Origin of the sequence: Pseudomonas sp. COW5 (genome assembly GCF_026240005.1) — a bacterium.
GTDB classification, from domain to species: Bacteria; Pseudomonadota; Gammaproteobacteria; order Pseudomonadales; family Pseudomonadaceae; genus Aquipseudomonas; species Aquipseudomonas kribbensis.
The window spans coordinates 5,842,298-5,864,768 of record NZ_JAPHVP010000001.1; the positions used below are offsets into that span (position 1 = coordinate 5,842,298).

Here is a 22,471-nt window from a genome sequence, read left to right on the forward strand (position 1 = left end):
TGTTGCCTGCGCATTCGTGATACGTCAGGATCCCTCCTTTTTGATCGTCAGGAGCAATCGTGGAACGTCTCTTCGTTTATGGAACCCTGGGCCCCGGCCGACCGAATGAACATGTGATGCTGAACATCGGCGGCACCTGGCAGGCGGCCTCGCTGAAGGGGCGCTTGTCGCACGCCGGCTGGGGTGCGGCGATGGGCTTTCCCGGTCTGGTGATTGCCGACAATGGCGACGTCATTGAGGGCTTTGTGTTCTCTTCCGAAAATTTCCCTCAGCACTGGGCGGCGCTCGATGAGTTTGAAGGGGCCGAGTATCAGCGGGTTTTGACCAAGGTGACTCTGGATGACGGGACGGCAACGGATGCCTGGGTCTACGCCCTGCGCTAGACAACTTCACCAAGACGGCTATGCCCTGCTGCGCCAGGCAATCCCGGCTGCATGGCTGGCCGGACTTCGGAATACGTTCGACTCCGGCGTAAGGCCCTCAAGCGAATGGCCCGTACCTCGGGGAGTCGATTGGCGCCATTCGCTGCTGGACACCGACCCGACGGTTCAGGCCGTGTGCCGGTTGCCACCATTGCTGGCGGTGGCGGGCGAATTGATTGGCGAGCGCTTCTTTATTTCCCAAGTGGAAGGCCGCGAACCGCTCGCCAACGGCGGCCACCAGCAACTGCACCGCGACTTGTCGGCGCAACGTCCCGGCGACACCGCCATCGCGCTGGTCTACCTCGACGATTACGGCCCCGGGAACGGCGCAACCCGCATCGCTCCCGCCAGCCATCTTTCTGCGCCCGACGATCCTCCGGTCGACTTCGCCGACGAGTCCAGATCCGTGCAATTGACCGGCAGTGCGGGCGACATCCTGATTTTCGATGCCGATCTCATTCACGCCGGCAGCCTGAATGCCACCGGCGCCCGTCGTCGCACACTGTTGATCACTTATTTTTCGGAAATGCTCTACGCATCACACCTGGAAACTGTGGGTCTCAGAAATATTCGAATGGACACCAGCGAACGGTTTGATCCGGCGGATTTCCCCCTCCGGCCATAGCTTATTGCACGCTGATGAACTGAAATTTCGCCCGGGCTTTTTCGACGGCGCTGCGCACCGCCTCTTTCTGATTTTCTCCGCCCGCGTAGTAGATGCGCATGCCGTTCAGATCGAGCGACTCGAAGGCGTTCTTGATGACGGCCACATCGAGTGAGGTTCCGGCACCGATGATCAGGAATCCGGTATCGTCGACCGTTTTGGCCATCTGCAATTGTTGCTTGAGTTGCATGGCGTTGGCCCCGCCTCCCGCAGCTATCGCCAGATTGTCGCCGATCAGGCCGTGACTCAGGATTTTGGTAGCGACCAGGCTGACCTTGGTCTGCCCGGCGGGAAGCGTCATGACGTGGGCGTCGGCAGCTTCGCGGTAAATGGCTTCGTCGCTTTTACCGTGAGATGCACAACCGGCCAGGACGGCCAGGAAAGACGCGGCGATAAGTCGTTTCACTTTGATTTCCTTGTGAGAGTAACTCCATGAACCCGCAGCATAAGGGAGGTCGCCGTTGGTCAGCAATTCAATTGACTTGATTGCCCAAGGCAACTATATAGTTGCTTTAGGCAAACACTTGAGCAGCCATCATGTCCACGTACCCACTCATTGAAAGAGCCGACATCGTCCGGCAATTCAACCGCTTCTACACCCGTCAGATCGGCGTTCTGCAGGAACACCTGCTGCAAAGCGACTACTCCCTCACCGAACTGCGCATCCTCTACGAACTGGCCTCCGGCGGCGATCTGACCAGCGCCGACCTACGCCAGATGCTGGGCCTGGACGCAGGCTACATGAGCCGGATCATCAGCGGCTTCGACAAAAAAGGCCTGATCCAGAAAGTCCCCTCTGCCACCGACGCCCGCGCGAGCCAATTGCATATCACCGACCTCGGCCGCGAAATCCTCGCCCCGCTGGAACAGGCCTCGCGGCAGGAAGTCATCACCCTGCTCGAACGCATGGCCGAGCCGCAGCAATTGCAATTGATTGAGTCCATGAGGCAGATCCAGACCTTGCTGGAGGGAGGCAAACCGACGACCTATCTGCTGCGGGACCCGCAACCCGGCGACATGGGGCTGGTGGTGCAGCAACAAACCGTGATCTACACCCGCGAATATGGCTGGAACTGGGAGTTCGAGGCGCTGGTCGCCGAGATCGTCGCCAAGTACCTGCGCGAATTCGACCCTGCCAGCGAGCGCTGCTGGATCGCGGAAAAGGACGGCAAAGTGGTGGGTTCGGTGTTTGTCATCCGGCACGACGAAACCACGGCAAAACTGCGCATGCTGTTTGTGGACGCCAGCGCTCGGGGGTTGGGGATAGGCAATCGACTGGTTGACGAATGTCTGAGGTTTGCCCGGGATGTCGGGTACAAAAAGATGATTCTGTGGACGACCAGTAATCTGGTGGATGCGCGCAAGTTATATCAGCGGGCGGGGTTTGAATTGGTTGAGGAAGAGTCGATATTCAGCTTCGGGAAGGAGCTGGTGAGTCAGACGTGGGCGATTGGGTTGTGAGGCTCTGTTTCGTCTGAACTTGTTAAAGGGGACGGATTTATATTCTGAAAAATAGATCCCCCCTGTTTTCCTTTACGCTACGCTGAACAGCGTTACTGGTTAGACAGGATCATCTGGAATAACACATGGCTCGAATGATCGGCTGCACTTGAAAAGGGAACCGTCTATGAACCAGGACCAATTGAACGCAGCGCTTCAAGCTGAGTATCTACATCTTCAAAAGACCATTGAGGACTTCGATTCGCGCGCCTTGACCATCAAAGCCTGGAGCGTAACCTTCGGTCTGGCCTCGATAGCCGGAGCTTTCGCTAGTCATTCGAATATCCCTTTTCTTGTTTCCTCCATCAGTACTGCGTTTTTTTGGTTACTTGAGATTGAGTGGAAACTCTTTCAGATGTCTTATTCCGTCCGGAGCAATCTGATCGAAGCACACTTTCGTGGCGAACCAAAAGTCGAACACCCTTTCCAGATTGGCACGTCATGGTACATCGCGTGGAAAGCGATACGAATGGAAAGAGTTAAACACGTCGCACTGTGGCCCCATGTCGCACTGCCTCACGTCTTTGTCATGGTTCTGGGAATATTGTTGTTCTTCCTCTCAATTACCAATGTAATCAGCGTGAGGGGTTAGTTCAGGACTGGAGCCCTGCATAGGCTGGCCGGGGGGGCTCCAGGGATAGCAAAGTTTGACAGTACATCCGGATTACATAATGTCACGTGTGACACGAGGGCTTACACCGCGCCAGCGCTGTCCATTCATCCATCGAACCACTGTCCGAACAGCCCGAGATTCCCCATATGGACACAGAAGCTCCTTCAAACGCACTCCCTGGCAGATGCCCTATCGAAACAGTAAGTGACCCGACGGATGAGCCTGAAGACATAAATCAAGGCACCATGAAACTGATAGTGGGCCTGATTGCAGTGTCTCTGGGAGCAGTGTGCACCCTCTTGGCAGGCAAATGGCTTGACTCTATCAGTGAAGCATACGTCCAAGGTGGTTGGGCGCGGGACGTATTTGTGGGGTCCCTGTTCTCAATTGCCGCGTTCCTATTTGCCTATCTTGGCGGTTCAAAGTGCGAGGCCTGGCTGAGCAAGATTGCTGCTGTCGCGGCACTCGGGATTGCGTTGTTCCCATGTAAGTGCAAGCTAAGTCCACCTGTTGACGAAGCCGTGCGTACGGTAGGAGCCCCGTTGGCCCGTTGTGCTGAGCCCCCGACGATGGAATGGATCCCCGTCGTTCATCTGGCGTCCGCTACAGTTCTCTTTCTAGTCCTTACCGTATTTTGCCGCATTTTCTACCTCAGGGCTAAGCGGAAATTCGAGCAGTCGCCCAATCAAAAGTCGACTAAGGCCGGCCGACGAATGGTGATCTACTTAATATGCGCTATCGCAATACTTGGATCGGTTGCCGCGTTAGGAGTTGGGGAGATATTCGACTTGGGCGAAAAATACCGAGGCTTTGTATTTGCAGGCGAATCGGCCGGTCTGTTCGCATTTGGAATCTCATGGTTGACTGCCAGCAAGGTTGTACCTTGGCTTGCGGACGATAAAGAGAGGCTGCATCCCACACTCAGGAAGAAACGGAGGGCCACTATTGATTCTGGTGCAGGCATTAGTGGGCCTAATGCGAGGCCTTTGTAACCACAATGAAAAAAAAGAAAAAAAGAAAGGGGACTGATATATTTTTTAAATAGTAAATCAGTCCCCTTCCACTCTTTCATTCCATCCCTGTCACATCAGTCGAGTCGTTCGTGATGTACTCAGGTGACCTGAAAGCTACCGCACTCAATCAGATCAAGCGCGCCCTTCCAGAATCTCGAATGAGTTATCAAGGGGCGCGTACCCAACGGTTTTCTTGGTCTGATCAATTGAAAGACGTTTGTAGCGGTTATCCGAGACACCATGGACAACATGGAATCCGCTCAGCTCGGCCTCGACGCATCGCTCCAGTAACGCAACAACATCCCTGTAACTGATAAACGCGGCAACGTCACGAGGGCTGTGGGTTTCGCCAGCGTGAAATCTGGCGACGTTTGCAATACGGACCGCGATTGTCGTCATTTGACCGTCGTTCGCATACATCGAAGCCAGCGCTTCGCCAAATGCTTTGCTGACCCCGTAAAGATTTCCCGGTTTAGGTGCCATCCATTCATGGATCTGGACGTCTTTCGGATACCCCTCAATCGCCTGGGCACTGCTCGCAAATATGAAGCGCTTGCAGCCCTGAGCTTTTGCAGCGAACAGCATGTTGTAGGTGCCAACAATATTCACCGGCAGCAGGGAAGACGTGAAGTCGGCGTCCGCGTTCGGATCGGCAGCAAGGTGAATCACTGTGTGAATGCCTTCGCAGGCTTCGAGACAACTGGCCTGATCCCTGATGTCGAGAGAGAAGCGCTCGGCAGAGTCAGGAAGTTTGGCTACGTCTATATCGGCCAGACGCAAATCGGATTTATCGTCTCGCGCAGCCCAGAAAGCTCTGCCGATCTGGCCCGCCGAATCCCGCCGCCCACGCCAGGGCCAGCGCATCACCCAAGGGTACGCATGAACCACCAAGGCCTGTGGGTCAGCCCCACCGAATTCAAAAACTTCACCGAAGCCAAGCGCCGTCCCGCGCTCAACCACCACATCGCCACCCGTGGTCGAACCCAGGCCGGCGGCTTCAGCGCCCACCTGCCAAACCCCGACCCCATCCTCAAAGCCCAAGGCAAAGACATCCAGATCTACCGCGACCTGCGCAGCAGCGCCCTGGTCGGCGGCAACATCCGCCGTCGCAAAGCCGCCGTCCTCTCACTCGAACGCGGCCTCAAACGCGGCCAAGCCACACCCAACATCGAACGTTTCATCACCGACTGGCTAGCAGACCTCGACCTCGACCGCATCCTGCGTGAACTGCTCGACGCACCGTTGTTCGGCTACCAACCCATCGAACTCATGTGGCAACCGATCGGCAAACACCTCGTCCCGCAAGACCTGCTCGGCAAACCCGCCGAATGGTTCTTCTACGACCCCACCAACACACTGCGCTTTCGCGCCAAAGACGCAGGCCCCGACGGCGAGCCCTGCGACCCGCAACGCTTCATCGTCGCCCGCCAAGACGCCACCTACGCCAACCCCTACGGCTTCCCGGACCTCAGCATGTGCTTCTGGCCGGCCACCTTCATGAAAGGCGGCCTCAAATTCTGGGTCCAATTCACCGAAAAGTACGGCAGCCCCTGGGTCATCGGCAAACACCCACGCGGCGCCACCGACGACGAAACCAACCTGCTACTCGACAGCCTCGAAGCCATGGTCCAGGACGCCGTCGCCGCCATCCCCGACGATGCCAGCGTCCAAATCATCGAAGCCGCCGGCAAAGCCGGCAGCGCCGACGTCTACCGCCAACTGCTCGACTACTGCCGCAGCGAAATCAACGTCGCCATGCTCGGGCAAAACCAGACCACCGAAAAAGACAGCAACCGCGCCAGCGCCACTGCCGGCGCCGAAGTCACCCAAGACATCCGCGACGGCGACGCCAGCATCGTCGCCACCGCACTCAACGCCTGCATCCGCCACGTCGTCGACCTCAACTTCGGCCCCCACATCGCCGCCCCCGACTACCAACTGTGGCAACAAGAAGAAATCGACAAAAGCCTCGCCCAACGCGACAAAGCCCTCACCGAATCCGGCGTCAAATTCAGCAACGCCTACTGGCAACGCACCTACAACCTGCAAGACGGCGACCTGCAACCACCACCAGCCACCATCGGCTCACCCGCATTCGCCGAGCCCACCACCAGCCTCGCACTCGACCAACTGGCCCTAGACCAAGCCATCAACAGCCTGCCGGCCGCCACCCTGCAACAACACGCCGAACACGCCATCACGCCCCTGATCCAAGCCCTGCAGCACAGCCAAAACGACACCGACGCCCTAGGCCTGCTGGCCGAAGCCTACCCACACATGGACAGCCAAGCCCTGCAGCAACAACTGGCCCACCTCATCTTCATCGCCAACACCTGGGGCCGCCTCAGCGCCGCCGCCGACAAAGAAGACTGACATGGCCACCCAGACCCACCCCCTAAACCCCATCGACCTCAAAGCCATCTTCGGCCTCGAACCCGCCAACGCCATCGCCTACCTCAAAGCCAAGGGCTACGCCATCACCTGGCACTGGCAAGACATCCTCGACCAGGCCCACCACCAAGCCTTCACCGTCGCCAAAGCCATGCACCTGGATCTGCTGTCCGACATCCGCGCCGCCCTCGAAACAGCCCTGCAACAAGGCCACACCCTCAAACAATTCACCGACAACCTCCAACCGACCCTGCAAGCCCAAGGCTGGTGGGGCAAACCCATCATCGTCGACAGCCAAGGCACCGCCCAACCCGTCCAACTCGGCAGCCCACGCCGACTCAAAACCATCTACCAAACCAACCTGCAAAGCGCCTACATGGCCGGCCGCAAAACCGCCATGCAACAAACCACCCACACCCACCCGTACTGGATGCTCATCGCCATCCTCGACAACAAAACCCGCCCCAGCCACCGCGCACTCCACGGCCAGGTCTACCGCCACGACGACCCCATCTGGCAAACCATCTACCCACCCAACGGATACAACTGCCGCTGCCGCGTCATCGCCCTGACAGAAGCCGCCGTCAAACGCCGAGGCCTGACCGTCCAAACCAGCCAAAGCCAACCCATCACATTCCGACCCGACCCCGGCTTCAACCACGCCCCAGGCACTGGCCTGACCCAAGCCCTACAACAAAAACAAACCGTCCCCAAAAACCACCCCCATTGACCCACCCCAAATCCCTGTGGGAGCTGGCTTGCCAGCGATGGCGGACCAATAGCCCCCAAGAACTCTTGACCGGAACAAAGCCCCCCAAATGCTCACCATCGAAATAAACCACCAACACCTACAACAAACCTTCAGCCAAATAGAATTGGCCGTCGGCGACCTCAAACCCCTGATGCAAACCATCGCCACCGAACTCGCCAGCCAGACCGAAGAAAACTTCGAACACGAAGGTCGCCCCCAATGGCCAGAACTCTCCGACGTCACCACCGAAAACCGAGCCAAACACGGCCACTGGCCGGGCCAGATCCTGCAGGTCAGCGCCGCCGGTCTCGCGGCCTCGATCACTACCCACGCAACCGACAGCACCGCCATGGTCGGCAGCAACAAACCGTATGCGGCGATGATGCAATTTGGTGGGGAACAGGCGGATTTTCCGCAGCTGTGGGGAGACATACCGGCCAGGCCATATTTACCGATGGACAGCGAAGGCCACCTGCAACCACAGGCCGCCGACGCTATTCTTTCGCTGACGCTCGATTATTTTCAAAGCACGGTATCTGAGTGAGGGGCTGCCGCCATAAGGGAGGAGATAGGGAGATTTAGACCCAGCTGCATCATTATTTCACTCCCAAGACGGCAGCTCTCATGATGCAGATCGTGTAGCAAATGTGTAGTCGGGTATTGACAAAAGCTACACAAGAGGTTAATCTTGTTCTCAGTGGCACCACATCTGCCCTTACCCTTGAAGCCGACAGGCACTTAGGCTTACTGAAGCCAAACCGTGTGTACACACAAACTACCCTAAATGGAGTGGAACAATGAAAGTGAAAATTAACGTTTTGGGAATGATAAAGTCCTAAGGAGGAAGTAAGGAGCGAAACTTAACGCTAGTTTGAAGTTGGAATATTAAATTATGAAATCAGAATTAGAAATTATAAGCATGAAGGAAAAGCCAGCCGCGATAAATATGCGGGTGGACATAAAAAAACGAAACCTGATCGATATGGCAGCTGCAATATTGGGGAGTGACAGAACAAGCTTTATTGTGGATGCAGCCTGCCAAAAAGCGGAGGATGTAATTCTGGATAGACGATTGTTTGTGCTCGACGATGTAGCATTTGACCAATTCGAGAGGGCTTTAGAAGACAACCCAATCGGAGAAAACAAATGTCTCAAGGAACTACTGCAAAGACCAAAAATCTGGAGTTGAGTGCTCCCGAAAAACTGAACGAAATGCATGACTTTAGCGCTTTCGAATGCGGTGAAGCCTCAATCGACGCATACGTCAAACGGGCTCTCAAAGCGCAAGCAGCTAAAGACGCAGTCATCTACGTGACGTGCCGTAAAGGTTCTACCCAGGTGCTGGGTTTTTACACGCTCACCAATGGTGCGGTCGTGCGTGACGAAGCTCCAAAAAAGCTGCAACGTAACGCCCCGAATCCATGCCCCGTCACGATTCTTGGTCGCTTGGGTGTCGATAAAACGATTCAAGGGCAAGGTGTGGCAAAAGCTCTGTTGCAAGACGCCGTCGAGCGCTCAATCGCAGCATCAGAGACTGTAGGATCACGCGCGCTTTTGGTTCATGCGCTTGATCAAAATTTGGCGGACTTTTATAAAAAGCACGCCGGGTTTATTGAAAGCCCTATCTCGCCACTGACACTGATGTTGTCACTGCGATAGAAGCTCCGCTCAATCGAATCCAAAAGCCCCAACTGAAAAAATTCAGCTGGGGCTTATTATGTATTAAATGCAAGCTAAATCACCACTATTTATTTGAAATTAGTGCTGATTGAGTGGGCGCAAATAAGTAAAGATCAAACATGTTCGCAATTGAGTCGCTAGACATAGTAGTAAGTTATAGATTTGTGGGGGCTTTGATACTCGCCATTATGGGATGTTCGGTCGTCTACTACATTGGCACTACCGTAGTCGCAAAGAGAAAAAACAAAGATCTTTCACACCGGCTCAAGTATTGGCATCACATAATGTTTATGCGCGCTTTTAACTTCCGGATTGTTAGAATTCTAATGATATCCGTTGCGCTTTGCGGATCAACGATAGGCATTTTGATTTTGATTGATCTAATCAGTGCAGCAGCGGGAACGGGGCTCGATTTTCGATTCATACCCTATCATAACTACCTTCCAAATCTGGCAGGATTAGGCTTTTTGGTAATCGGCTTCGCAATTCAGTTAGTGCTAGGCAACAAGGGGATGCCAATTCCTATAGGAAATGGACTGTCGCTAAGTTATGACAAAGGCGCTGTTTTAGCTGTTCATTTAGATGAAGACAATCCTGACATCCGCTCTCAAGAGCCGAAAATAAAATCGGCAATCGCGCAGCTCAGAGTAAACGGCCATAACAATGAAATCAAAATCAAAAGCTGGTTATGCGTAACAAGATTACCTAGAGACAACGCAGACGTAAAAAACATCAGACATCTTTTCAGTGAATCTTCAAGTTTCCACTATCTTCTTGCCAGAAGGGCGCCGTGTATTCTGTCATTCATTTCAGAAAGAGAATGGTATAAAAATAGCCTAGGCAAGCGACCGGCAAAAATATTAAGCAAAGTAATTACCGTATTAACAGCAATTGCATACACCTTGATAAATGCAAGGAAAATCCGCACCTCAATTAATCTCCTACCGGAGACCGGAATCAATCAGTCTACTAACAAAATGATGGAAACTATTCGCTCAGAAACGGGTGAAATAGTCACACCTATTCATGTAGCGCCAGTTTCGGTATCAATGTTCATGAGCTTGGGCTTGAAAATCCCCCATATTAACCAAAAATTTATGGGATTGGACGGTGGTTTTACGGTCCGACCTAAGTAGGATATGAGCCCATAGTGCCTATGGGCTTAAATGAACACAGCTAACTTTATACCTCCGTCCTCAGCCGCTTTAGGTAGCTCAGCCGTGTTTCAAGGAGCATTTTCTGAATTTTGGCTTCAAGATGGCGGTATCCATGCCCAGAAATACATCCGACACGAGCATAGTGCAGACCGAGCTCTTTATCGAGATAGTCGCTAAAGGAACTGTCTGCCTCAAGAATACTTGTTCGAAGCTTTAGCAATGCCGCATCATCCAGATCCCATTCTATCTCCCATTTTTTGATTAGTTCCTCCCATTCCTCGTCGATTTTTTCATAAAGTGCACCTGAATTTTGCATTGCCTGAAGAGAACTTCCGAAAGCTTCGCGAGATGCACCAGGATGAATTTTCTGCTCGACTATCTCGTACATAGAGTTGGCGAACATCATTGCGCTTTCAAACCATTGCAGTAATTGAGCAGAGCTCACTAAGCGAAAGTTTGCCTCGTGAGCAGCTATGTGTCGAGCTGCAAAAATATCTCTGATATCACGAATCAATCCGTCAGCGTCAGCAACGATTATATCGCCATATTCTGGGGCATACTGATCTGCCCCCCCCATAAGTGCCTCTTCTGGAGGCTCAATAAACTCGCGCACTGTCGCCAGACAGTTTTTCAGATCCTTGTACCCAGCGTCACCCTCAAACAACACGCCGAAATGTTTTATTATTTGATCAACACCGCTTATACCAACGTTGTGACTAACCAGATCCCCAAATGTTATCTCTTTGCGGCTGAGCGCCTTGGTCAACTCAAAATCAAAGGTCAAATCCCTAAAGCCTCTTGCTCTTTCAAGATAAGGGCTGTTTTCCTCATCAATCAGAATTTTTATACAAGCCCTGAAGAGCGCCTCAATACATGAAGCAATGGCAACAACATGGAGTGATATTTGATAGGGATCTGGCGAATTGAGAGAAGTGAAGCCGATATGCAATGTAGACAGTTCTCCAAGACCTGCATACACCCAAGTAGAAGCTCGAGCTTTTTTCTCAACAATAAAATCTAGTTGATTCTTTTTGGACATGATTCCTTCCAGTTTAGTAGATCGAACTCAGGGGGAGCGTCGCAGCAAGATTTTGGCATATCAAATTCTGAGCCGAGCGCCGTGTCAGGACTTATCTGGCTGGGATAATCACTCAAGTGAAATCAAAGTGCCACTCATTGCCACTCAAAACGCCACCTGTCACCCTGCACCCCGTTCAAAGGACCAGGACAAGGAATCAAGGATTGAGTGGCTACGTCCCCAACCCACCCAAGGGTTACCGCAACACCGGTGTCGAACCCGTCGACATCAACGCTCAACACTGGGCGCAGTACAAAGACCTCCCACCAGCACCAGACGCAAAGCCCGAAATCATGGGCTGCGTCTTTGCCAAAAGCTGCAACTTGCCCGACGGCGAAATCAACCACACCAACCCGGCAGGGTTCGTGCCCGTCGAAAAACTGGCTGACTACGGCCTATGGGCCGTGCTCGGCACAGCGGCGGCAGTCACCGCCGAAGGTACGCCACTGCAACTGGTCGGCGGTTCCGCAACCGGCAGCACCATCACCCAGAGGTTGGGCGGCTCACTTGCACTCAACCTGCTAGAGGGCGCTGGTACGTTAGCCGCCGGCGCAGCAGTAGGCACAATCGCACTACTAATACCCAACACCACCATCGCCCCCGACAGCGCCTTCTACAAAAAAGATCAATACGCCACGCTCGACAGCGGCCGCACCCGCGTACGCGTCAACGTAAAAACACTGCCCGATGGCTCCGTCAACGCATACGGCTTCTACACCGGCGGCAAAAAGGACTGGGAAAATGTCCCTGTCATCAAAGCAGAAAAGGACGGAGAGAAATTCGTTGCCGACATAGGCAACGGCATAGGCCTCACCTGGACGCCAGCGACAAGCCCAGACGGCGTGCTGGGTATTCCAGCACTAGAAGGTGCGCCCCAACTACCACCCGTATGGGTATACCCACCGACCGAACAGTCGGACACACTCCTTGCCAACCCAGCGCATCCCCCAGAGTTCCAGGACGCAATCATCTGGTTCCCCGATGACGCAGGCCTAGAGCCCATCTACATCGTGCTCAGCACGCAGCTAGAGAAGAACAAACAAAAGGGCAAGGCGTTTGAAGAAGCGTCCTTCGAAGAGTTCAGCAAGACCAAACCTGAAGCCGCCCGTGAGGTCACAGTCAAAACCGACAGCGGAGTCCGTACCCGCATTGATATGATGGGCCGCGATGCCGAAGGTAATATTTCATGCGTTGAGTGCAAATCTTCAGAAACAGCGCCGCTCACCCGCAACCAGAAACTCGGCTTTCCAGAAATTGAAAAGTCCGGCGCGACCGTCGTCGGCAAAGGCAAACCCGGCTTCACCGGAGGCACCAGAATTCCACCCACCAGAGTCGACATCATTCGACCCGACCCGACCCTCTGAGGGAGCAGACATGTCCATCACCGAAACAAAAGTCGTCGACATCATCGCAGTACCCGAATGGGAGCCCGACAACGTCGTACTCGTCATCACCGATCACTTGGAATGGGGCGACAAAGCCCAACAGGGAGAGCACCTGTTGTTGCTTCAAGAGAAGATCAACACCTACATCGCCTTCATTGAGAGCGGCGAATTGCTGGAAAGCTACCCGCCGGCCAAAGGCAAAAGTCCGAAAATTCGCGTCAATGGCCTGTACCAACTTCCCGAGCAGGGCGAGATTTTCATTGATCGCGTTACCGAGGTGCTCAAAGGCGTGGGCATTGGAATGGAGTTTGTGCTCAAAGACGAGTCAGCAATTCGGCACTAATTGGGGGGATAGGTTGAATTACGCTAGGACACTAACGGCTCAGCGCATCCCTCCGAAATCCAAAATTCGATCCATGTGATTTCTTGACGACGTGGGCCTTGATCCGGTTTAGATCGTGCTCAGCAGGCAATCAGAGAACTAAGGCAATAGGGGCTGCGTATAGGGTGGTCCGAAGGCATGGAAGAAAATCTTGCGACCACCCCAAAGACAATGGACCAAGGAAGTGAAATGTCCGTAACAGACGCCAAAACGATCGATATGTGGGGCATTCCAAAAAGGGACAACAACAAAATCATCCTGGGCATCGCCGACCATCTCCGGTGGGTCGATAAGGCTGAACAAGGCGAACACCAGCTGGTGTTACAAGAGAAAATCAACAACTACATCGCCTTCATCGAGAGCGGTGAAATCTACACCGAGATACCCCGCGCACTCGGCAAATCACCCGTCATACGCCTCCAAGTCAAATACGAATTATCAGAACAAGGCGAGATGTTCATCGATCGCGTTGCTGAAACATTGGCGGAGGTGGTATCGGACTCGAGTTCGCGCTCAAAGTGGGGTAAGAAAATGCATCATGGAATGACCGTGCGCTCTGCCGCCTTACGGCACCTGCCAAACGGCAGGTCAGTCCATTAGTTACCTTTGAGTATGTATCTGCAAAGACCCATGCATTAACTAATCTTGAACCACAGCAAGCTGGCGCAAATGGCTAACGCACACCCGGTGATTACGGCCCCGGAGTGCAGTACATACAACCTTCGAACGTCCCAGCGCAAAGGCCGGGCCTCCGCTTCTTTCTGCTCAGCCAATAAAAAGCCAAAAGCGCGTTTAAGCGTATCCAATTCCGCTTCCGCCGACTCCGCTTCGCTCAATTGCTCCGCTAAATAATCAAATATCCTGTGCTCGGAGATGTTTTTTTTCCAAGTTTCCACGACTGACAAGCCTTGAACCTGCATCGGATTCGATACGCCTTCACGCTTCCCCGAATCGTGGTAATCAAAGCTCAAACCGAACTGCTCATAAAACCTGTTGCGCCGCGCTTTGTTATCACCTCGGGCCTGACCACTCAAAAGCTGGATAGCGTTAACCGTCGCATCAGGCCATTGCTGCGCCCATTCAACGATTTCATTCATCAAGTAGGTGCCGATCCGTTGCCCATTCAGCTCCGGCAAATTGAGACACACCGAGCCCTTGGACATCGAAGATGAGGTGAGGGAAACCGCGTTGAAATGACTCGAATAGCTACCATTGAATTGGCCATTACCATTTTCGTAAGACGAGGCTCTGGTGGTGATTCTTTGATAAGAAAGCCGAATCGATGCCTCGTAAATTTTTCCGTTCTGATCTCGCTGGTAAACTTCCTCACGCTCGACGATGATCCAACCAATCGCTGGATCTTCAGCGCGCTCTCTGTCTCTGATTTCAAGCACCAAAATGCGAGGTTTGAAAGCTCGTTGCTGTCGAAAAGCCTGATCAAAAGAAGGCAGTGCCATTAGCCCGTCCGCTTCTGCATGACCGAGGCCGGGGGAAACAACTCATCTACTTTCGTCGTGATGCGTTGCACCAGTGGCTCCAACTCTTGCCCAATGGATCGGATCCCGTCAGCGGTACCCGGCATCCCTAGTAAGGACGCCATAAACTCCACATCCTCTAGAAATTGCTGTGCCTGTTCATCATCTATCGAGTTCTTGCGTTGCTCGCGGTCTTGCTCCGTACGCTTAGTAAGAAGTGCACGACCATGCTGAAGTGCTTCCTCGTAATCACGGTTGTTGACCTCAATCATCGCAATTACCCCCTTTGCACGCATGTAGAAATGCACGACATCCTTCGCAAGATCTTGCGGTAACAGGGTCAGTGCCTGTTGCCCTGAATCGAAAATGGGGAACGGTGATGCGCCGATGGGCACTATTTCCAGGAAGGGTGTTTCCAGTTGTTGTTCCAACAATGTGTCAAAGCACTCCTCTCTAAACGACTGCCAGGCTGCAGAAATCTCGATTCGTAAAAGCATCAAAGTTTTGACCGTTCGGTCTTTGTCCGCCGCTTTCTCTTTTTCCATAGCCAGTTCGTGAGCTTTGGTCGCGCCCTTAAGTGTAAAGGCTCCACCAATCAGTGCCCCTACAAGGCCCGAGGCCAAGCTGACGTAACTATCAGCGCTTCCCCAATCCATACGCTTCTTACTCCAGTATTTTCATGCATAAAGTGCCAATGGCAGCGGCTCAACCTAGGGACGTTCACAGGCCGGCCCGACGTCGAGTCGCGCCCCAACATTCCGCGAGTCATAAACGCTTTATAAAACCTGTCAGTAGCATTGCGCACCAATAGATCACCTCGCAATGCAAAGCTGACTTCTCCCAACTCAGAATTCGACCATCCCTCTAAATCCGATTAAAAGCCCAAACCCAACCATTCCCCAAAACTGCGCCCACCATCCCCACAAAGCGCAGCCCCATGAAACCCCTCCACATCTTCAAACCCGGCCTCCACACCGCATCCTGCGGCACCACCCTCAACTTCACCCAAACCGACCTGACCGCCACCGTAGCCGCCTACAACCCAACCCTCCACGAAGCCCCGCTGGTCATCGGCCACCCCCAACACGACGCCCCCGCAGCCGGTTGGGTCAAAACCCTCACCGCCACCCCCGAAGGCCTCATCGCCGAACCCCAACAAATCGACCCGACCTTCGCCGAACAACTCGCCGCGGGCAGCTACAAAAAAGTTTCCGCCTCCTTCTACCACCCAACTGCGCCCAACAACCCCGTGCCTGGCGTCTACTACCTGCGCCACGTCGGCTTCCTCGGCGCCCAGCCACCAGCCGTCAAAGGCCTGCGCGCCATCGAACTGGCCGAAGCCGAACCCGGCGTCATCCACTTCAGCGAAGGCCTGCCACAAACACCGGCCCCCACCACCCAAACGCCACCCGTCACAGCACTAGACACCGCAGCCATCCAAGCCGAAAACCAACGCCTCAAAACCGAACTCGCCCAACGCGATCAGGCCGCCCGCATCGCCGCCCAACAAACCATCCACACCACCAGCGTCGCCTATGCCGAACAACTGGTCGCCGCCGGCATGAAGCCACTGCACGTCCCCGTCGTCATTGCCGCCCTCGTTGCCGCCCAGTCCGGTGCAACACCGTTGCACTTCGGCGAAGGCGACCAGCGCCAGCCCCTGAGCGAAGGCCTCAAATCCCTTTTCAGCGACCTGGTCGGCGCCGTCAGCTTCACCGAAGTCGCCACCAAACAGCGCGCAGGCCAAGCCCTCAACGCAGCCACCAACCCATTGCTGGCCGACGCCGAAGCCCGCACCCAAAGGCAGGGCTGACCATGGCCACCTACCAGCAACCCAAAGACCTCGGCGACCTGCTACTGGTGCAAGTCAGCCCCGGCTGGACCAAAGACAACATCACGCTGCTAGGCGGCCACGCCTACGCCCTGGGCCAGGTCCTCGCCAAAGTCGACCACAAACACCAACCCCTCGACCCGGCCGGCAAAGCCCCCGCCAACAAAGCCGTCGCCGTCCTCGCCGAACCCATCGACGCCACCACCGGCGACAAACCCGCCGTCGTCATCGCCCGCGGCGCCGTCCTGGCCCTGGCCGAACTCACCTGGCCGGCCGGCATCACCGCAGAGCAAAAAGCCCAGGCCCTCGACCAACTCAACGCCCACGGCATCGTCGCCCGCGCCACCCTCTAACGGAGCCCCCCATGAACCTGCAAGACCTCTTCACCGTCGCCAACCTCACGGCCGCCGTCAACAAACTCCCGGCCATCCCCGGCAAAGTCGGCGCCATGGGCCTGTTCGACGAAAAAGGCGTCACCAGCACCAGCGTCATCATCGACGAGCGCGAAGGCCGTCTGGTCCTCGTGCCCAACACCTCCCGCAACGACGACCCGGCGCCCCTCAAAGGCAACAAGCGCAAACGCCGCACCTTCGAAACCCTGCACCTGCCCATCAGCCGGCCCATCCTGCCCAGCCAGCTACAAGGCATCGCCGCCTTCGGCCAAGAAAGCGCCACCACGCCCATGGCCACCGTCATCAACGACCACCTGCAAGACCTAAAGAACAGCATCGAAACCACCCGCGAATTTCAACGCGTCGGCGCGCTGCGCGGCCAACTGCTCGATGCCGACGGCACCGTGCTCTTCGACCTGTTCGACGAATTCGACGTCCAGCAAAAGAAAGTCACCGTAGAGCTCAGCAACCCCAACACCGACGTGCGCAAAGCCTGCCTCGACGCCAAACGTCACGCCGAATCCAAACTAGGCGGCGTCATGGTCACCGGCTTCCGCTCGTTCTGCGGGCCTGATTGGTTCGACGCCTTCACCGCCCACGCCAACGTCAAAGAGGCCTTCGCCCACTACCAGGAAGCCAAAGACCGGATCGGCGGCGACATGCGCTCTGGCTTCACCTTCGGCGGCATCGAATTCATCGAATACGACGTCACCGTCAGCGGCCAGCGCTTCATCCCGGCCGACGTCGCCCAAGTCTTTCCTGTCGCCCGTGGTGTGTTCCGTCTGTTCAACGCGCCGGCCAACTACAACGAAACCGTCAACACCCTGGGCCAGGCGTACTACAGCAAAGCCGAGCCCCGCAAGATGGGCAAAGGCTGGGACATAGAAGCCCAGGCCAACCCACTGGCCCTGTGCTTGTTCCCCGAAGCCCTCGTCGAACTGAAGGCGGGCTGAGCCATGCGCTACTGCACCCGCGCCGACCTCGGCAACGCCATCCCACTGATCACGCTCACCCAACTCTCCAACGACGACCCAGCCGCCACACAACCCGACGAAACCGTTCTCGACAACAGCGTCCGCCAGGCCGAAGAACTGGTCGATGGCTACCTACGCGGCCGCTACCAACTGCCGCTCGACCCGGTGCCCACCGTACTGCGTGACGCCGTGGTCTACCTCGCGCGGCACTGGCTCTACCAGCGCCGCCCTGAAGGCGCGTTGCCGGACGCCGTCATCAGCGGCCGCAAAGACACCCTCAAACTGCTCGAAAACATCCGCGACGGCGTCATCACCCTGGGCCTGCCCACCGGCCAAACGCTGCCAGAACCCGGCGAGATCCGCGTCCGCGCACGTCCTCAACAATTCAGCGCACAAACGTGGCAGGGCTATCAATGAACCCGCCAGCCAACACCCAAACCGAACACCTGATGGACGCCATGCTCGCGCGCCTGCAAGCCGACTTCGGCGACCAACTCATGGTCGAGCGCTTTCCAGAGAACCCACAGCAATACCGCCTCAACCACCCACGTGGCGCTGTTCTGCTGGCCTACGGCAAATCAACCTTCGGCCACACCCAAAGCACCGACGCCACCGTGCAAGCCCGTCACCTGGTCCTGCGCCTCACACTCATCTTTCGCCAGCTCAACGGCCAAGACGGCGTCATCAGCCACCTGGACCGTCTGCGCGCTTGCCTCATCGGCTGGTACCCACCCAACACAGACCAGGCCTGTCACCCCGTTTCAGAACAATTCATCGGCCACGCCAACGGCCTCTGGCAATACGCCCAGGACTACGCCACCCGCGCCACACAACTACAAACCATGCCCGACCAGCACGGCCCCGTGCTCAAACGCGCCGACTTCAAGGAACACCCATGAACCTCACGCCATACCGCTACGACGGCCCGCTCAGCGCCGTCACCTTATACGTAGGGGCAGACCGCCAATCGCTGGGCGTACTGCTTCACCCCGGCGCGACCGTTCAGATGCCCGCCGATCACGAATACACCCTTGTGTTACTTGCCCTCAAACACCTGCACCCGGTGCCCACCCACACCAAACCCTCCGGCAAAAAGCCCGAGCCCAAAAACGCCATCAAGGAATAATCGCCCATGCCCGCCAACTACCTGCACGGCATCGAAACCACCGAAATCGAACGCGGCCCACGGCCCATCCGCGTCGTCAAATCCGCCGTCATCGCCCTGATCGGCACCGCGCCCACCGGGCCCATCAACGAACTGACCTTGTGCCTCAACGACACCCACGCCGCCCAGTTCGGCCCACACACCGCCGGCTACAGCATCCCCGAAGCCCTGGAAGGCATCTACGACTTCGGCGCCGGCACCGTCCTCGTCGTCAACGTCCTCGACCCGGCCATCCACAAAACCACCATCACCGGTCAGCTTCACCAGTTCGCCGGCGAAACCCCACTGCAACTCAAACACAGCGGGCTACAACACCTGCAACTCATGACCCTGGAAGGCACAGACGTCTACCTTGAAGGCACCGATTACACCGTCAACAGGCTCACCGGCCAAGTCACCCGACTGCCCGCCGGCAGTATTCCCGCCAACGCCCAAATCAAGGCCGACTACACCTACACCGACCCAAAAACAGTCACCGCCGCGGACATCATCGGCAGCGTCAGCGCCACCGGCCGGCGCACCGGTTTAAAAGCCTTTCAAGACAGCTACAACCTGCTGGGCTTCTTCCCCAAAATCTTCATCGCCCCGGGCTTCAGCTCCCTGAACGAAGTCACCGCCGGCCTCACCATCGCCGCAGGCAAAGTCGCAGGCGTCACCTACGTCGATGCCCCCATCGGCACCACCGTGCAACAAGTGCTCACCGGTCGCGGGCCCGCCGGCGACATCAACTTCAACACCAGCAGCGATCGGGTGCGCCTGTGCTATCCACACGTGCGTGTCTACGACGCCGTCAACGGCCAGCGCCTGCAACCACTGTCCATCCGCGCCGCCGGCCTGCGTGCCAAAGTCGACAGCGACCACGGCTACTGGTGGAGCAGCTCCAACCAGCCACTGCTGGGCGTCATTGGCCTGGAACGCCCACTCACAGCCCGCATCGACGACACCAGCAGCGAAGTCAACCTGCTCAACGAAAACGGCATCACCACCGTCTTCAACTCCTTCGGCACCGGCCTGCGTTTATGGGGCAACCGCACCGCGGCCTGGCCCAGCGTCACCCACATGCGCAACTTCGAAAACGTGCGCCGCACCAAAGACGTCATCGACGAATCCATCCGCTACAGCGCACTGCAATTCGTCGACCAACCCATCACCACCGCACTCATCACCAGCATCACCGAAAGCGTCAACGGCTTCCTGCGCAAACTCATTGGCGACGGCGCCTTACTCGGCGGCGAATGCTGGTACGACCCGGCCCGTAATCCGCAGACAGAACTGGAACAAGGCCACGCACTGTTCAACTACAAACTCACCGTGCCGCTACCACTGGAGCGCGGCACCTTCGAAACCGAAATCACCGGCGACTACCTCGCCAACCTGGGGACCGTATAAATGGCAGGCTTTAGCGCACACCGCATCACCAACGCCAACCTCTACCTGGACGGCGCCAGCTTCTTCGGCAAATGCGAAGAAATCGACCTGGGCACCCTCAAAACCGTGATGAGCGACTTCCAGGGCCTGGGCATGGTCGGCCTCATCGAACTGCCAGATGGCATCGACAAACTGGAAGGCAAAATCACCTGGAACAGCCTCTACGTAGAGGCCGCCCGCAAACTCGTGACCCCGTTCAAGACCGTACAACTGCAGTGCCGGTCCAACGTGCAAGTGTTCAATAACGGCGGGCTGGTCAACGAGATTCCGCTGGTCACGACCATGACCATCACCGGGAAGGAATACCAGTTGGGCACGCATAAACCGCGGGACCCGACCAAGTACGAGACGCCGTTCTCGGCGACCTATGTGCGGCAGATGATTAATGGCGAAGAGGTGGTGTTGCTGGATTATTTGGCGAATATTTTTCGGGTGGGTGGGGAGGATCAGTTGTCTAGGTACAACAGAAACCTCGGAATATCGTGATAGCCAACAAGAAAATCCCTTGCGACGGTTGCCTGCCGTTTTAAGAGACTTTCGTCTTAAAAGAAGCTCAATTCTCCACTTTCAGATTGCACTCATCACACGTCAGCAAAAATCACTTCCCATGCCAGCACTCAGCGAGCTAGCCTAGCTGAGTGCTGGCAATCGGCCAGCGATTTTCCAAGTGAAGGTATCTCTACAATGGACCTGAGAGTTTCCGAAGTACGAGCGCAGGGTGATGAAAAAAAAGAAGTTGTCGTCATTAGGGCTCTGAAAGACTGCAACCTAAAAGGCAATATAATTTTTGATGAAACATTCAAAAGTGACGGTAGCACCAGCAATGTACATCGCCATGTTTTCGTCTTCCCAAATTGGAAGGTAGAAAAGGGCGACCATATTTTTCTCCGTACCAGATCAGGAGAAAACCGGAAGGGGGAGACAGACAAAGGAAACGTGGCGCACTACTTCCACTGGGGCTTGAACAGTCCAGTTTGGAACGAACAGGGTGACAAAGTACATTTAATCAAGGTCGAAAGCGCTACAGTATTTGAAGTTCCTAGCGTGGTATAGAGACTCGTATCAACCTTGGGAAACCTCGAACCTCTCGGGGCTTCCTCTGAGCATGCGGTTAAACTCACACTGACACTGCGATTAACAGGCTAAACATCAGTCGCCGTGTGCTAGCTTTCACAAACTACGTTGGTAAACCATGCTAAAGCGCGAACAATTAATAAAAGATATAACCATTCACCTCACCCACTTAAGCTCGTGCGTGGAAGTATTAGGGTCGGTGCATTTTCTTGATTTAAATATTGCAGCTGAGCATTTCTTTGAAAAGCTTCTCAACCAGGTATACAGCTATAATCTTATAAACCTGAATCACAGTAAGCTGAATGCCGCCGCGATCGATCTCGCCGACCACTCAATTGGCTTAGCCGTTCAAGTAACTTCAGATCGCCGAGCAGATAAAATCCAAAAGACCTTGGACAACTTTTCCAAGCATGGACTTGGCACAAAGTATAAAACCTTAAAGGTTTTGATAATTGGAAGACGTACAGGCCATTACAGTACCGTAAAGGTTCCAAACGGAGTGATTTTCAGTGGCCGCGATGACGTCATTGATAATAAATCGTTGATTCAAGCCATCTCAAAAAAAACGACACCGGAGCTTCAAACTATTCTTGAGCTCATTGAGCGTGAGTTTAGCTACGGCCACCCTGGTGTATCCGTGCTACATAAAAGCGACTCAGATGCGCTTAACGATATGCGAGCCTACATGGATCGACCTGCCTTGCAGGATCGTTGGTCCACCGAAAACAATTATCAAGATTTCGGAAAATCCATTACTGGCCTTATTGAATTATTCAAGGCCGGACGATGGCAGGGGCAGCTAGTTACAAAGCCCCAATCAAAGTACCAAGACACTACACTTGTCGAGCAATTGGATACCATTTACAACCAATTACGCATACTCCGACAACTTTTTCAAACTCACGTCAAAAGCGGTGAAATTAACCTGAAAGACAATACTTGCATTTTTCAATTGCCGCAAACCGAAGCTGTGTTCGACAAGCTTCGCAACGCAATAAATGCAGGCTTTAATAAAATCACACAACCTTACAACCTTGCACCGCTCAGAAATATCAGCTAATCAGTAAGATTGCTCCTGCATTCTGATGCTGCTAAT

At 55.1% G+C, this 22,471-nt stretch carries 27 protein-coding genes and 1 pseudogene; 23 read left to right on the forward strand and 5 right to left on the reverse strand.

All coding sequences use genetic code 11. From position 1 onward, the window contains the following. Positions 1–59: 59 nt before the first annotated feature. Positions 60–383: a gamma-glutamylcyclotransferase gene (locus tag OQ248_RS26615; RefSeq protein WP_265814644.1), complete on the forward strand. Its 324-nt coding sequence runs from the start codon at positions 60–62 to the stop codon at positions 381–383. Continuing rightward, complete coding sequence (locus tag OQ248_RS26620) at positions 358–1,047, forward strand: phytanoyl-CoA dioxygenase family protein (protein ID WP_265814645.1); 690 nt, start codon at positions 358–360, stop codon at positions 1,045–1,047. The genes OQ248_RS26615 and OQ248_RS26620 overlap by 26 nt, the downstream gene beginning before the upstream one ends. A 1-nt stretch (position 1,048) precedes the next feature. Here the strand turns inward: OQ248_RS26620 and OQ248_RS26625 are convergent, their stop codons facing one another. After that, a complete protein-coding gene (locus tag OQ248_RS26625; protein ID WP_265814646.1) occupies positions 1,049–1,558 on the reverse strand; it encodes a hypothetical protein in 510 nt (169 codons plus the stop codon). Between the two features lie 65 nt (positions 1,559–1,623). Here OQ248_RS26625 and OQ248_RS26630 point away from each other — a divergent pair, with 65 nt between their 5' ends. Both OQ248_RS26630 and OQ248_RS26635 read left to right on the forward strand, forming a co-directional pair. Continuing rightward, positions 1,624–2,547, forward strand: coding sequence for a helix-turn-helix domain-containing GNAT family N-acetyltransferase (locus OQ248_RS26630; RefSeq protein ID WP_265814647.1), 924 nt, complete (start codon positions 1,624–1,626; stop codon positions 2,545–2,547). A 166-nt stretch (positions 2,548–2,713) separates the two neighbouring features. Next, positions 2,714–3,178, forward strand: a complete 465-nt coding sequence (locus tag OQ248_RS26635) for a hypothetical protein (protein WP_265814648.1) — start codon at positions 2,714–2,716, stop codon at positions 3,176–3,178. Positions 3,179–4,344: 1,166 nt separating this feature from the next. Here the strand turns inward: OQ248_RS26635 and OQ248_RS26640 are convergent. After that, on the reverse strand, positions 4,345–5,076 hold the full coding sequence (locus OQ248_RS26640; protein ID WP_265814649.1) for an NAD(P)-dependent oxidoreductase: 732 nt from the start codon (positions 5,074–5,076) through the stop codon (positions 4,345–4,347). A gap of 15 nt (positions 5,077–5,091) precedes the next feature. On the opposite strand from OQ248_RS26640, the gene OQ248_RS26645 reads away from it, so the two are divergent. The 6 genes from OQ248_RS26645 to OQ248_RS26670 all read left to right on the forward strand — a co-directional run bounded on the left by OQ248_RS26645 (position 5,092) and on the right by OQ248_RS26670 (position 10,170). After that, positions 5,092–6,585: a DUF935 family protein gene (locus tag OQ248_RS26645; protein WP_265814650.1), complete on the forward strand. Its 1,494-nt coding sequence runs from the start codon at positions 5,092–5,094 to the stop codon at positions 6,583–6,585. Position 6,586: 1 nt separating this feature from the next. Next, the gene (locus OQ248_RS26650; RefSeq protein WP_265814651.1) at positions 6,587–7,333 is read left to right on the forward strand and encodes a phage minor head protein; all 747 of its coding nucleotides are present in this window, start codon (positions 6,587–6,589) and stop codon (positions 7,331–7,333) included. An 88-nt stretch (positions 7,334–7,421) separates the two neighbouring features. Beyond that, positions 7,422–7,898, forward strand: coding sequence for a phage virion morphogenesis protein (locus OQ248_RS26655; protein WP_265814652.1), 477 nt, complete (start codon positions 7,422–7,424; stop codon positions 7,896–7,898). 348 nt (positions 7,899–8,246) lie between these two features. Beyond that, the gene (locus OQ248_RS26660; protein WP_221399029.1) at positions 8,247–8,543 is read left to right on the forward strand and encodes a DUF1778 domain-containing protein; all 297 of its coding nucleotides are present in this window, start codon (positions 8,247–8,249) and stop codon (positions 8,541–8,543) included. Next, positions 8,501–9,013 carry a GNAT family N-acetyltransferase gene (locus OQ248_RS26665; RefSeq protein ID WP_260329044.1) on the forward strand — a complete coding sequence of 171 codons (513 nt, stop codon included), beginning with the start codon at positions 8,501–8,503 and terminating at the stop codon, positions 9,011–9,013. The genes OQ248_RS26660 and OQ248_RS26665 overlap by 43 nt, the downstream gene beginning before the upstream one ends. Before the next feature lie 140 nt (positions 9,014–9,153). Then, positions 9,154–10,170 (forward strand): hypothetical protein, encoded by a 1,017-nt coding sequence (locus tag OQ248_RS26670; RefSeq protein ID WP_265814653.1) that lies wholly within the window; start codon positions 9,154–9,156, stop codon positions 10,168–10,170. Between the two features lie 46 nt (positions 10,171–10,216). Here the strand turns inward: OQ248_RS26670 and OQ248_RS26675 are convergent, their stop codons facing one another. Beyond that, positions 10,217–11,230: a hypothetical protein gene (locus OQ248_RS26675; RefSeq protein WP_265814654.1), complete on the reverse strand. Its 1,014-nt coding sequence runs from the start codon at positions 11,228–11,230 to the stop codon at positions 10,217–10,219. Between the two features lie 203 nt (positions 11,231–11,433). On the opposite strand from OQ248_RS26675, the gene OQ248_RS26680 reads away from it, so the two are divergent. From OQ248_RS26680 to OQ248_RS26690, 3 genes and pseudogenes are all read left to right on the forward strand, one after another. Then, positions 11,434–12,633 (forward strand): S-type pyocin domain-containing protein, encoded by a 1,200-nt coding sequence (locus OQ248_RS26680; RefSeq protein WP_265814655.1) that lies wholly within the window; start codon positions 11,434–11,436, stop codon positions 12,631–12,633. Positions 12,634–12,643: 10 nt separating this feature from the next. After that, complete coding sequence (locus tag OQ248_RS26685) at positions 12,644–12,997, forward strand: DUF6572 domain-containing protein (protein WP_265814656.1); 354 nt, start codon at positions 12,644–12,646, stop codon at positions 12,995–12,997. A gap of 228 nt (positions 12,998–13,225) precedes the next feature. Continuing rightward, positions 13,226–13,563, forward strand: a pseudogene (locus tag OQ248_RS26690) (DUF6572 domain-containing protein). A gap of 108 nt (positions 13,564–13,671) precedes the next feature. On the opposite strand, the gene OQ248_RS26695 reads toward OQ248_RS26690, so the two are convergent. Both OQ248_RS26695 and OQ248_RS26700 read right to left on the reverse strand, forming a co-directional pair. Continuing rightward, positions 13,672–14,493: a hypothetical protein gene (locus OQ248_RS26695; RefSeq protein ID WP_265814657.1), complete on the reverse strand. Its 822-nt coding sequence runs from the start codon at positions 14,491–14,493 to the stop codon at positions 13,672–13,674. Next, complete coding sequence (locus tag OQ248_RS26700) at positions 14,493–15,167, reverse strand: hypothetical protein (protein ID WP_265814658.1); 675 nt, start codon at positions 15,165–15,167, stop codon at positions 14,493–14,495. The genes OQ248_RS26695 and OQ248_RS26700 overlap by 1 nt, the downstream gene beginning before the upstream one ends. A 281-nt stretch (positions 15,168–15,448) precedes the next feature. On the opposite strand from OQ248_RS26700, the gene OQ248_RS26705 reads away from it, so the two are divergent. From OQ248_RS26705 to OQ248_RS26750, 10 genes are all read left to right on the forward strand, one after another. Then, entirely contained in the window at positions 15,449–16,324 is an 876-nt protein-coding gene (locus OQ248_RS26705) for a peptidase (RefSeq protein WP_265814659.1), read from the forward strand. Between the two features lie 2 nt (positions 16,325–16,326). Further along, positions 16,327–16,695 (forward strand): head decoration protein, encoded by a 369-nt coding sequence (locus tag OQ248_RS26710; RefSeq protein WP_265814660.1) that lies wholly within the window; start codon positions 16,327–16,329, stop codon positions 16,693–16,695. Between the two features lie 11 nt (positions 16,696–16,706). Continuing rightward, the gene (locus tag OQ248_RS26715) at positions 16,707–17,687 is read left to right on the forward strand and encodes a major capsid protein (protein ID WP_265814661.1); all 981 of its coding nucleotides are present in this window, start codon (positions 16,707–16,709) and stop codon (positions 17,685–17,687) included. Positions 17,688–17,690: 3 nt separating this feature from the next. Next, positions 17,691–18,125 carry a DUF1320 domain-containing protein gene (locus OQ248_RS26720; protein WP_265814662.1) on the forward strand — a complete coding sequence of 145 codons (435 nt, stop codon included), beginning with the start codon at positions 17,691–17,693 and terminating at the stop codon, positions 18,123–18,125. Then, positions 18,122–18,607, forward strand: a complete 486-nt coding sequence (locus OQ248_RS26725; protein WP_265814663.1) for a Gp37 family protein — start codon at positions 18,122–18,124, stop codon at positions 18,605–18,607. Before OQ248_RS26720 ends, OQ248_RS26725 begins: the two co-directional genes overlap by 4 nt. Further along, positions 18,604–18,834, forward strand: coding sequence for a hypothetical protein (locus tag OQ248_RS26730; protein WP_265814664.1), 231 nt, complete (start codon positions 18,604–18,606; stop codon positions 18,832–18,834). Before OQ248_RS26725 ends, OQ248_RS26730 begins: the two co-directional genes overlap by 4 nt. A gap of 6 nt (positions 18,835–18,840) precedes the next feature. After that, positions 18,841–20,262, forward strand: a complete 1,422-nt coding sequence (locus OQ248_RS26735) for a phage tail sheath subtilisin-like domain-containing protein (RefSeq protein ID WP_265814665.1) — start codon at positions 18,841–18,843, stop codon at positions 20,260–20,262. Beyond that, positions 20,263–20,787: a phage major tail tube protein gene (locus OQ248_RS26740; protein WP_265814666.1), complete on the forward strand. Its 525-nt coding sequence runs from the start codon at positions 20,263–20,265 to the stop codon at positions 20,785–20,787. Positions 20,788–20,985: 198 nt separating this feature from the next. Continuing rightward, positions 20,986–21,354, forward strand: coding sequence for a hypothetical protein (locus OQ248_RS26745; RefSeq protein ID WP_265814667.1), 369 nt, complete (start codon positions 20,986–20,988; stop codon positions 21,352–21,354). Between the two features lie 139 nt (positions 21,355–21,493). Beyond that, the gene (locus tag OQ248_RS26750) at positions 21,494–22,435 is read left to right on the forward strand and encodes an SMEK domain-containing protein (protein ID WP_265814668.1); all 942 of its coding nucleotides are present in this window, start codon (positions 21,494–21,496) and stop codon (positions 22,433–22,435) included. Positions 22,436–22,471 lie beyond the last annotated feature (36 nt).

Coding starts and splice junctions, on each gene's coding strand:
- OQ248_RS26620 (WP_265814645.1), top strand. CDS start 358: ATGCCTGGGTCTACGCCCTGCGCTAGACAACTTCACCAAGACGGCTAT.
- OQ248_RS26630 (WP_265814647.1), top strand. CDS start 1,624: ATGTCCACGTACCCACTCATTGAAAGAGCCGACATCGTCCGGCAATTC.
- OQ248_RS26635 (WP_265814648.1), top strand. CDS start 2,714: ATGAACCAGGACCAATTGAACGCAGCGCTTCAAGCTGAGTATCTACAT.
- OQ248_RS26640 (WP_265814649.1), bottom strand. CDS start 5,076: ATGCGCTGGCCCTGGCGTGGGCGGCGGGATTCGGCGGGCCAGATCGGC.
- OQ248_RS26645 (WP_265814650.1), top strand. CDS start 5,092: ATGAACCACCAAGGCCTGTGGGTCAGCCCCACCGAATTCAAAAACTTC.
- OQ248_RS26650 (WP_265814651.1), top strand. CDS start 6,587: ATGGCCACCCAGACCCACCCCCTAAACCCCATCGACCTCAAAGCCATC.
- OQ248_RS26655 (WP_265814652.1), top strand. CDS start 7,422: ATGCTCACCATCGAAATAAACCACCAACACCTACAACAAACCTTCAGC.
- OQ248_RS26660 (WP_221399029.1), top strand. CDS start 8,247: ATGAAATCAGAATTAGAAATTATAAGCATGAAGGAAAAGCCAGCCGCG.
- OQ248_RS26665 (WP_260329044.1), top strand. CDS start 8,501: ATGTCTCAAGGAACTACTGCAAAGACCAAAAATCTGGAGTTGAGTGCT.
- OQ248_RS26670 (WP_265814653.1), top strand. CDS start 9,154: ATGTTCGCAATTGAGTCGCTAGACATAGTAGTAAGTTATAGATTTGTG.
- OQ248_RS26675 (WP_265814654.1), bottom strand. CDS start 11,230: ATGTCCAAAAAGAATCAACTAGATTTTATTGTTGAGAAAAAAGCTCGA.
- OQ248_RS26685 (WP_265814656.1), top strand. CDS start 12,644: ATGTCCATCACCGAAACAAAAGTCGTCGACATCATCGCAGTACCCGAA.
- OQ248_RS26695 (WP_265814657.1), bottom strand. CDS start 14,493: ATGGCACTGCCTTCTTTTGATCAGGCTTTTCGACAGCAACGAGCTTTC.
- OQ248_RS26700 (WP_265814658.1), bottom strand. CDS start 15,167: ATGGATTGGGGAAGCGCTGATAGTTACGTCAGCTTGGCCTCGGGCCTT.
- OQ248_RS26705 (WP_265814659.1), top strand. CDS start 15,449: ATGAAACCCCTCCACATCTTCAAACCCGGCCTCCACACCGCATCCTGC.
- OQ248_RS26710 (WP_265814660.1), top strand. CDS start 16,327: ATGGCCACCTACCAGCAACCCAAAGACCTCGGCGACCTGCTACTGGTG.
- OQ248_RS26715 (WP_265814661.1), top strand. CDS start 16,707: ATGAACCTGCAAGACCTCTTCACCGTCGCCAACCTCACGGCCGCCGTC.
- OQ248_RS26720 (WP_265814662.1), top strand. CDS start 17,691: ATGCGCTACTGCACCCGCGCCGACCTCGGCAACGCCATCCCACTGATC.
- OQ248_RS26725 (WP_265814663.1), top strand. CDS start 18,122: ATGAACCCGCCAGCCAACACCCAAACCGAACACCTGATGGACGCCATG.
- OQ248_RS26730 (WP_265814664.1), top strand. CDS start 18,604: ATGAACCTCACGCCATACCGCTACGACGGCCCGCTCAGCGCCGTCACC.
- OQ248_RS26735 (WP_265814665.1), top strand. CDS start 18,841: ATGCCCGCCAACTACCTGCACGGCATCGAAACCACCGAAATCGAACGC.
- OQ248_RS26740 (WP_265814666.1), top strand. CDS start 20,263: ATGGCAGGCTTTAGCGCACACCGCATCACCAACGCCAACCTCTACCTG.
- OQ248_RS26745 (WP_265814667.1), top strand. CDS start 20,986: ATGGACCTGAGAGTTTCCGAAGTACGAGCGCAGGGTGATGAAAAAAAA.
- OQ248_RS26750 (WP_265814668.1), top strand. CDS start 21,494: ATGCTAAAGCGCGAACAATTAATAAAAGATATAACCATTCACCTCACC.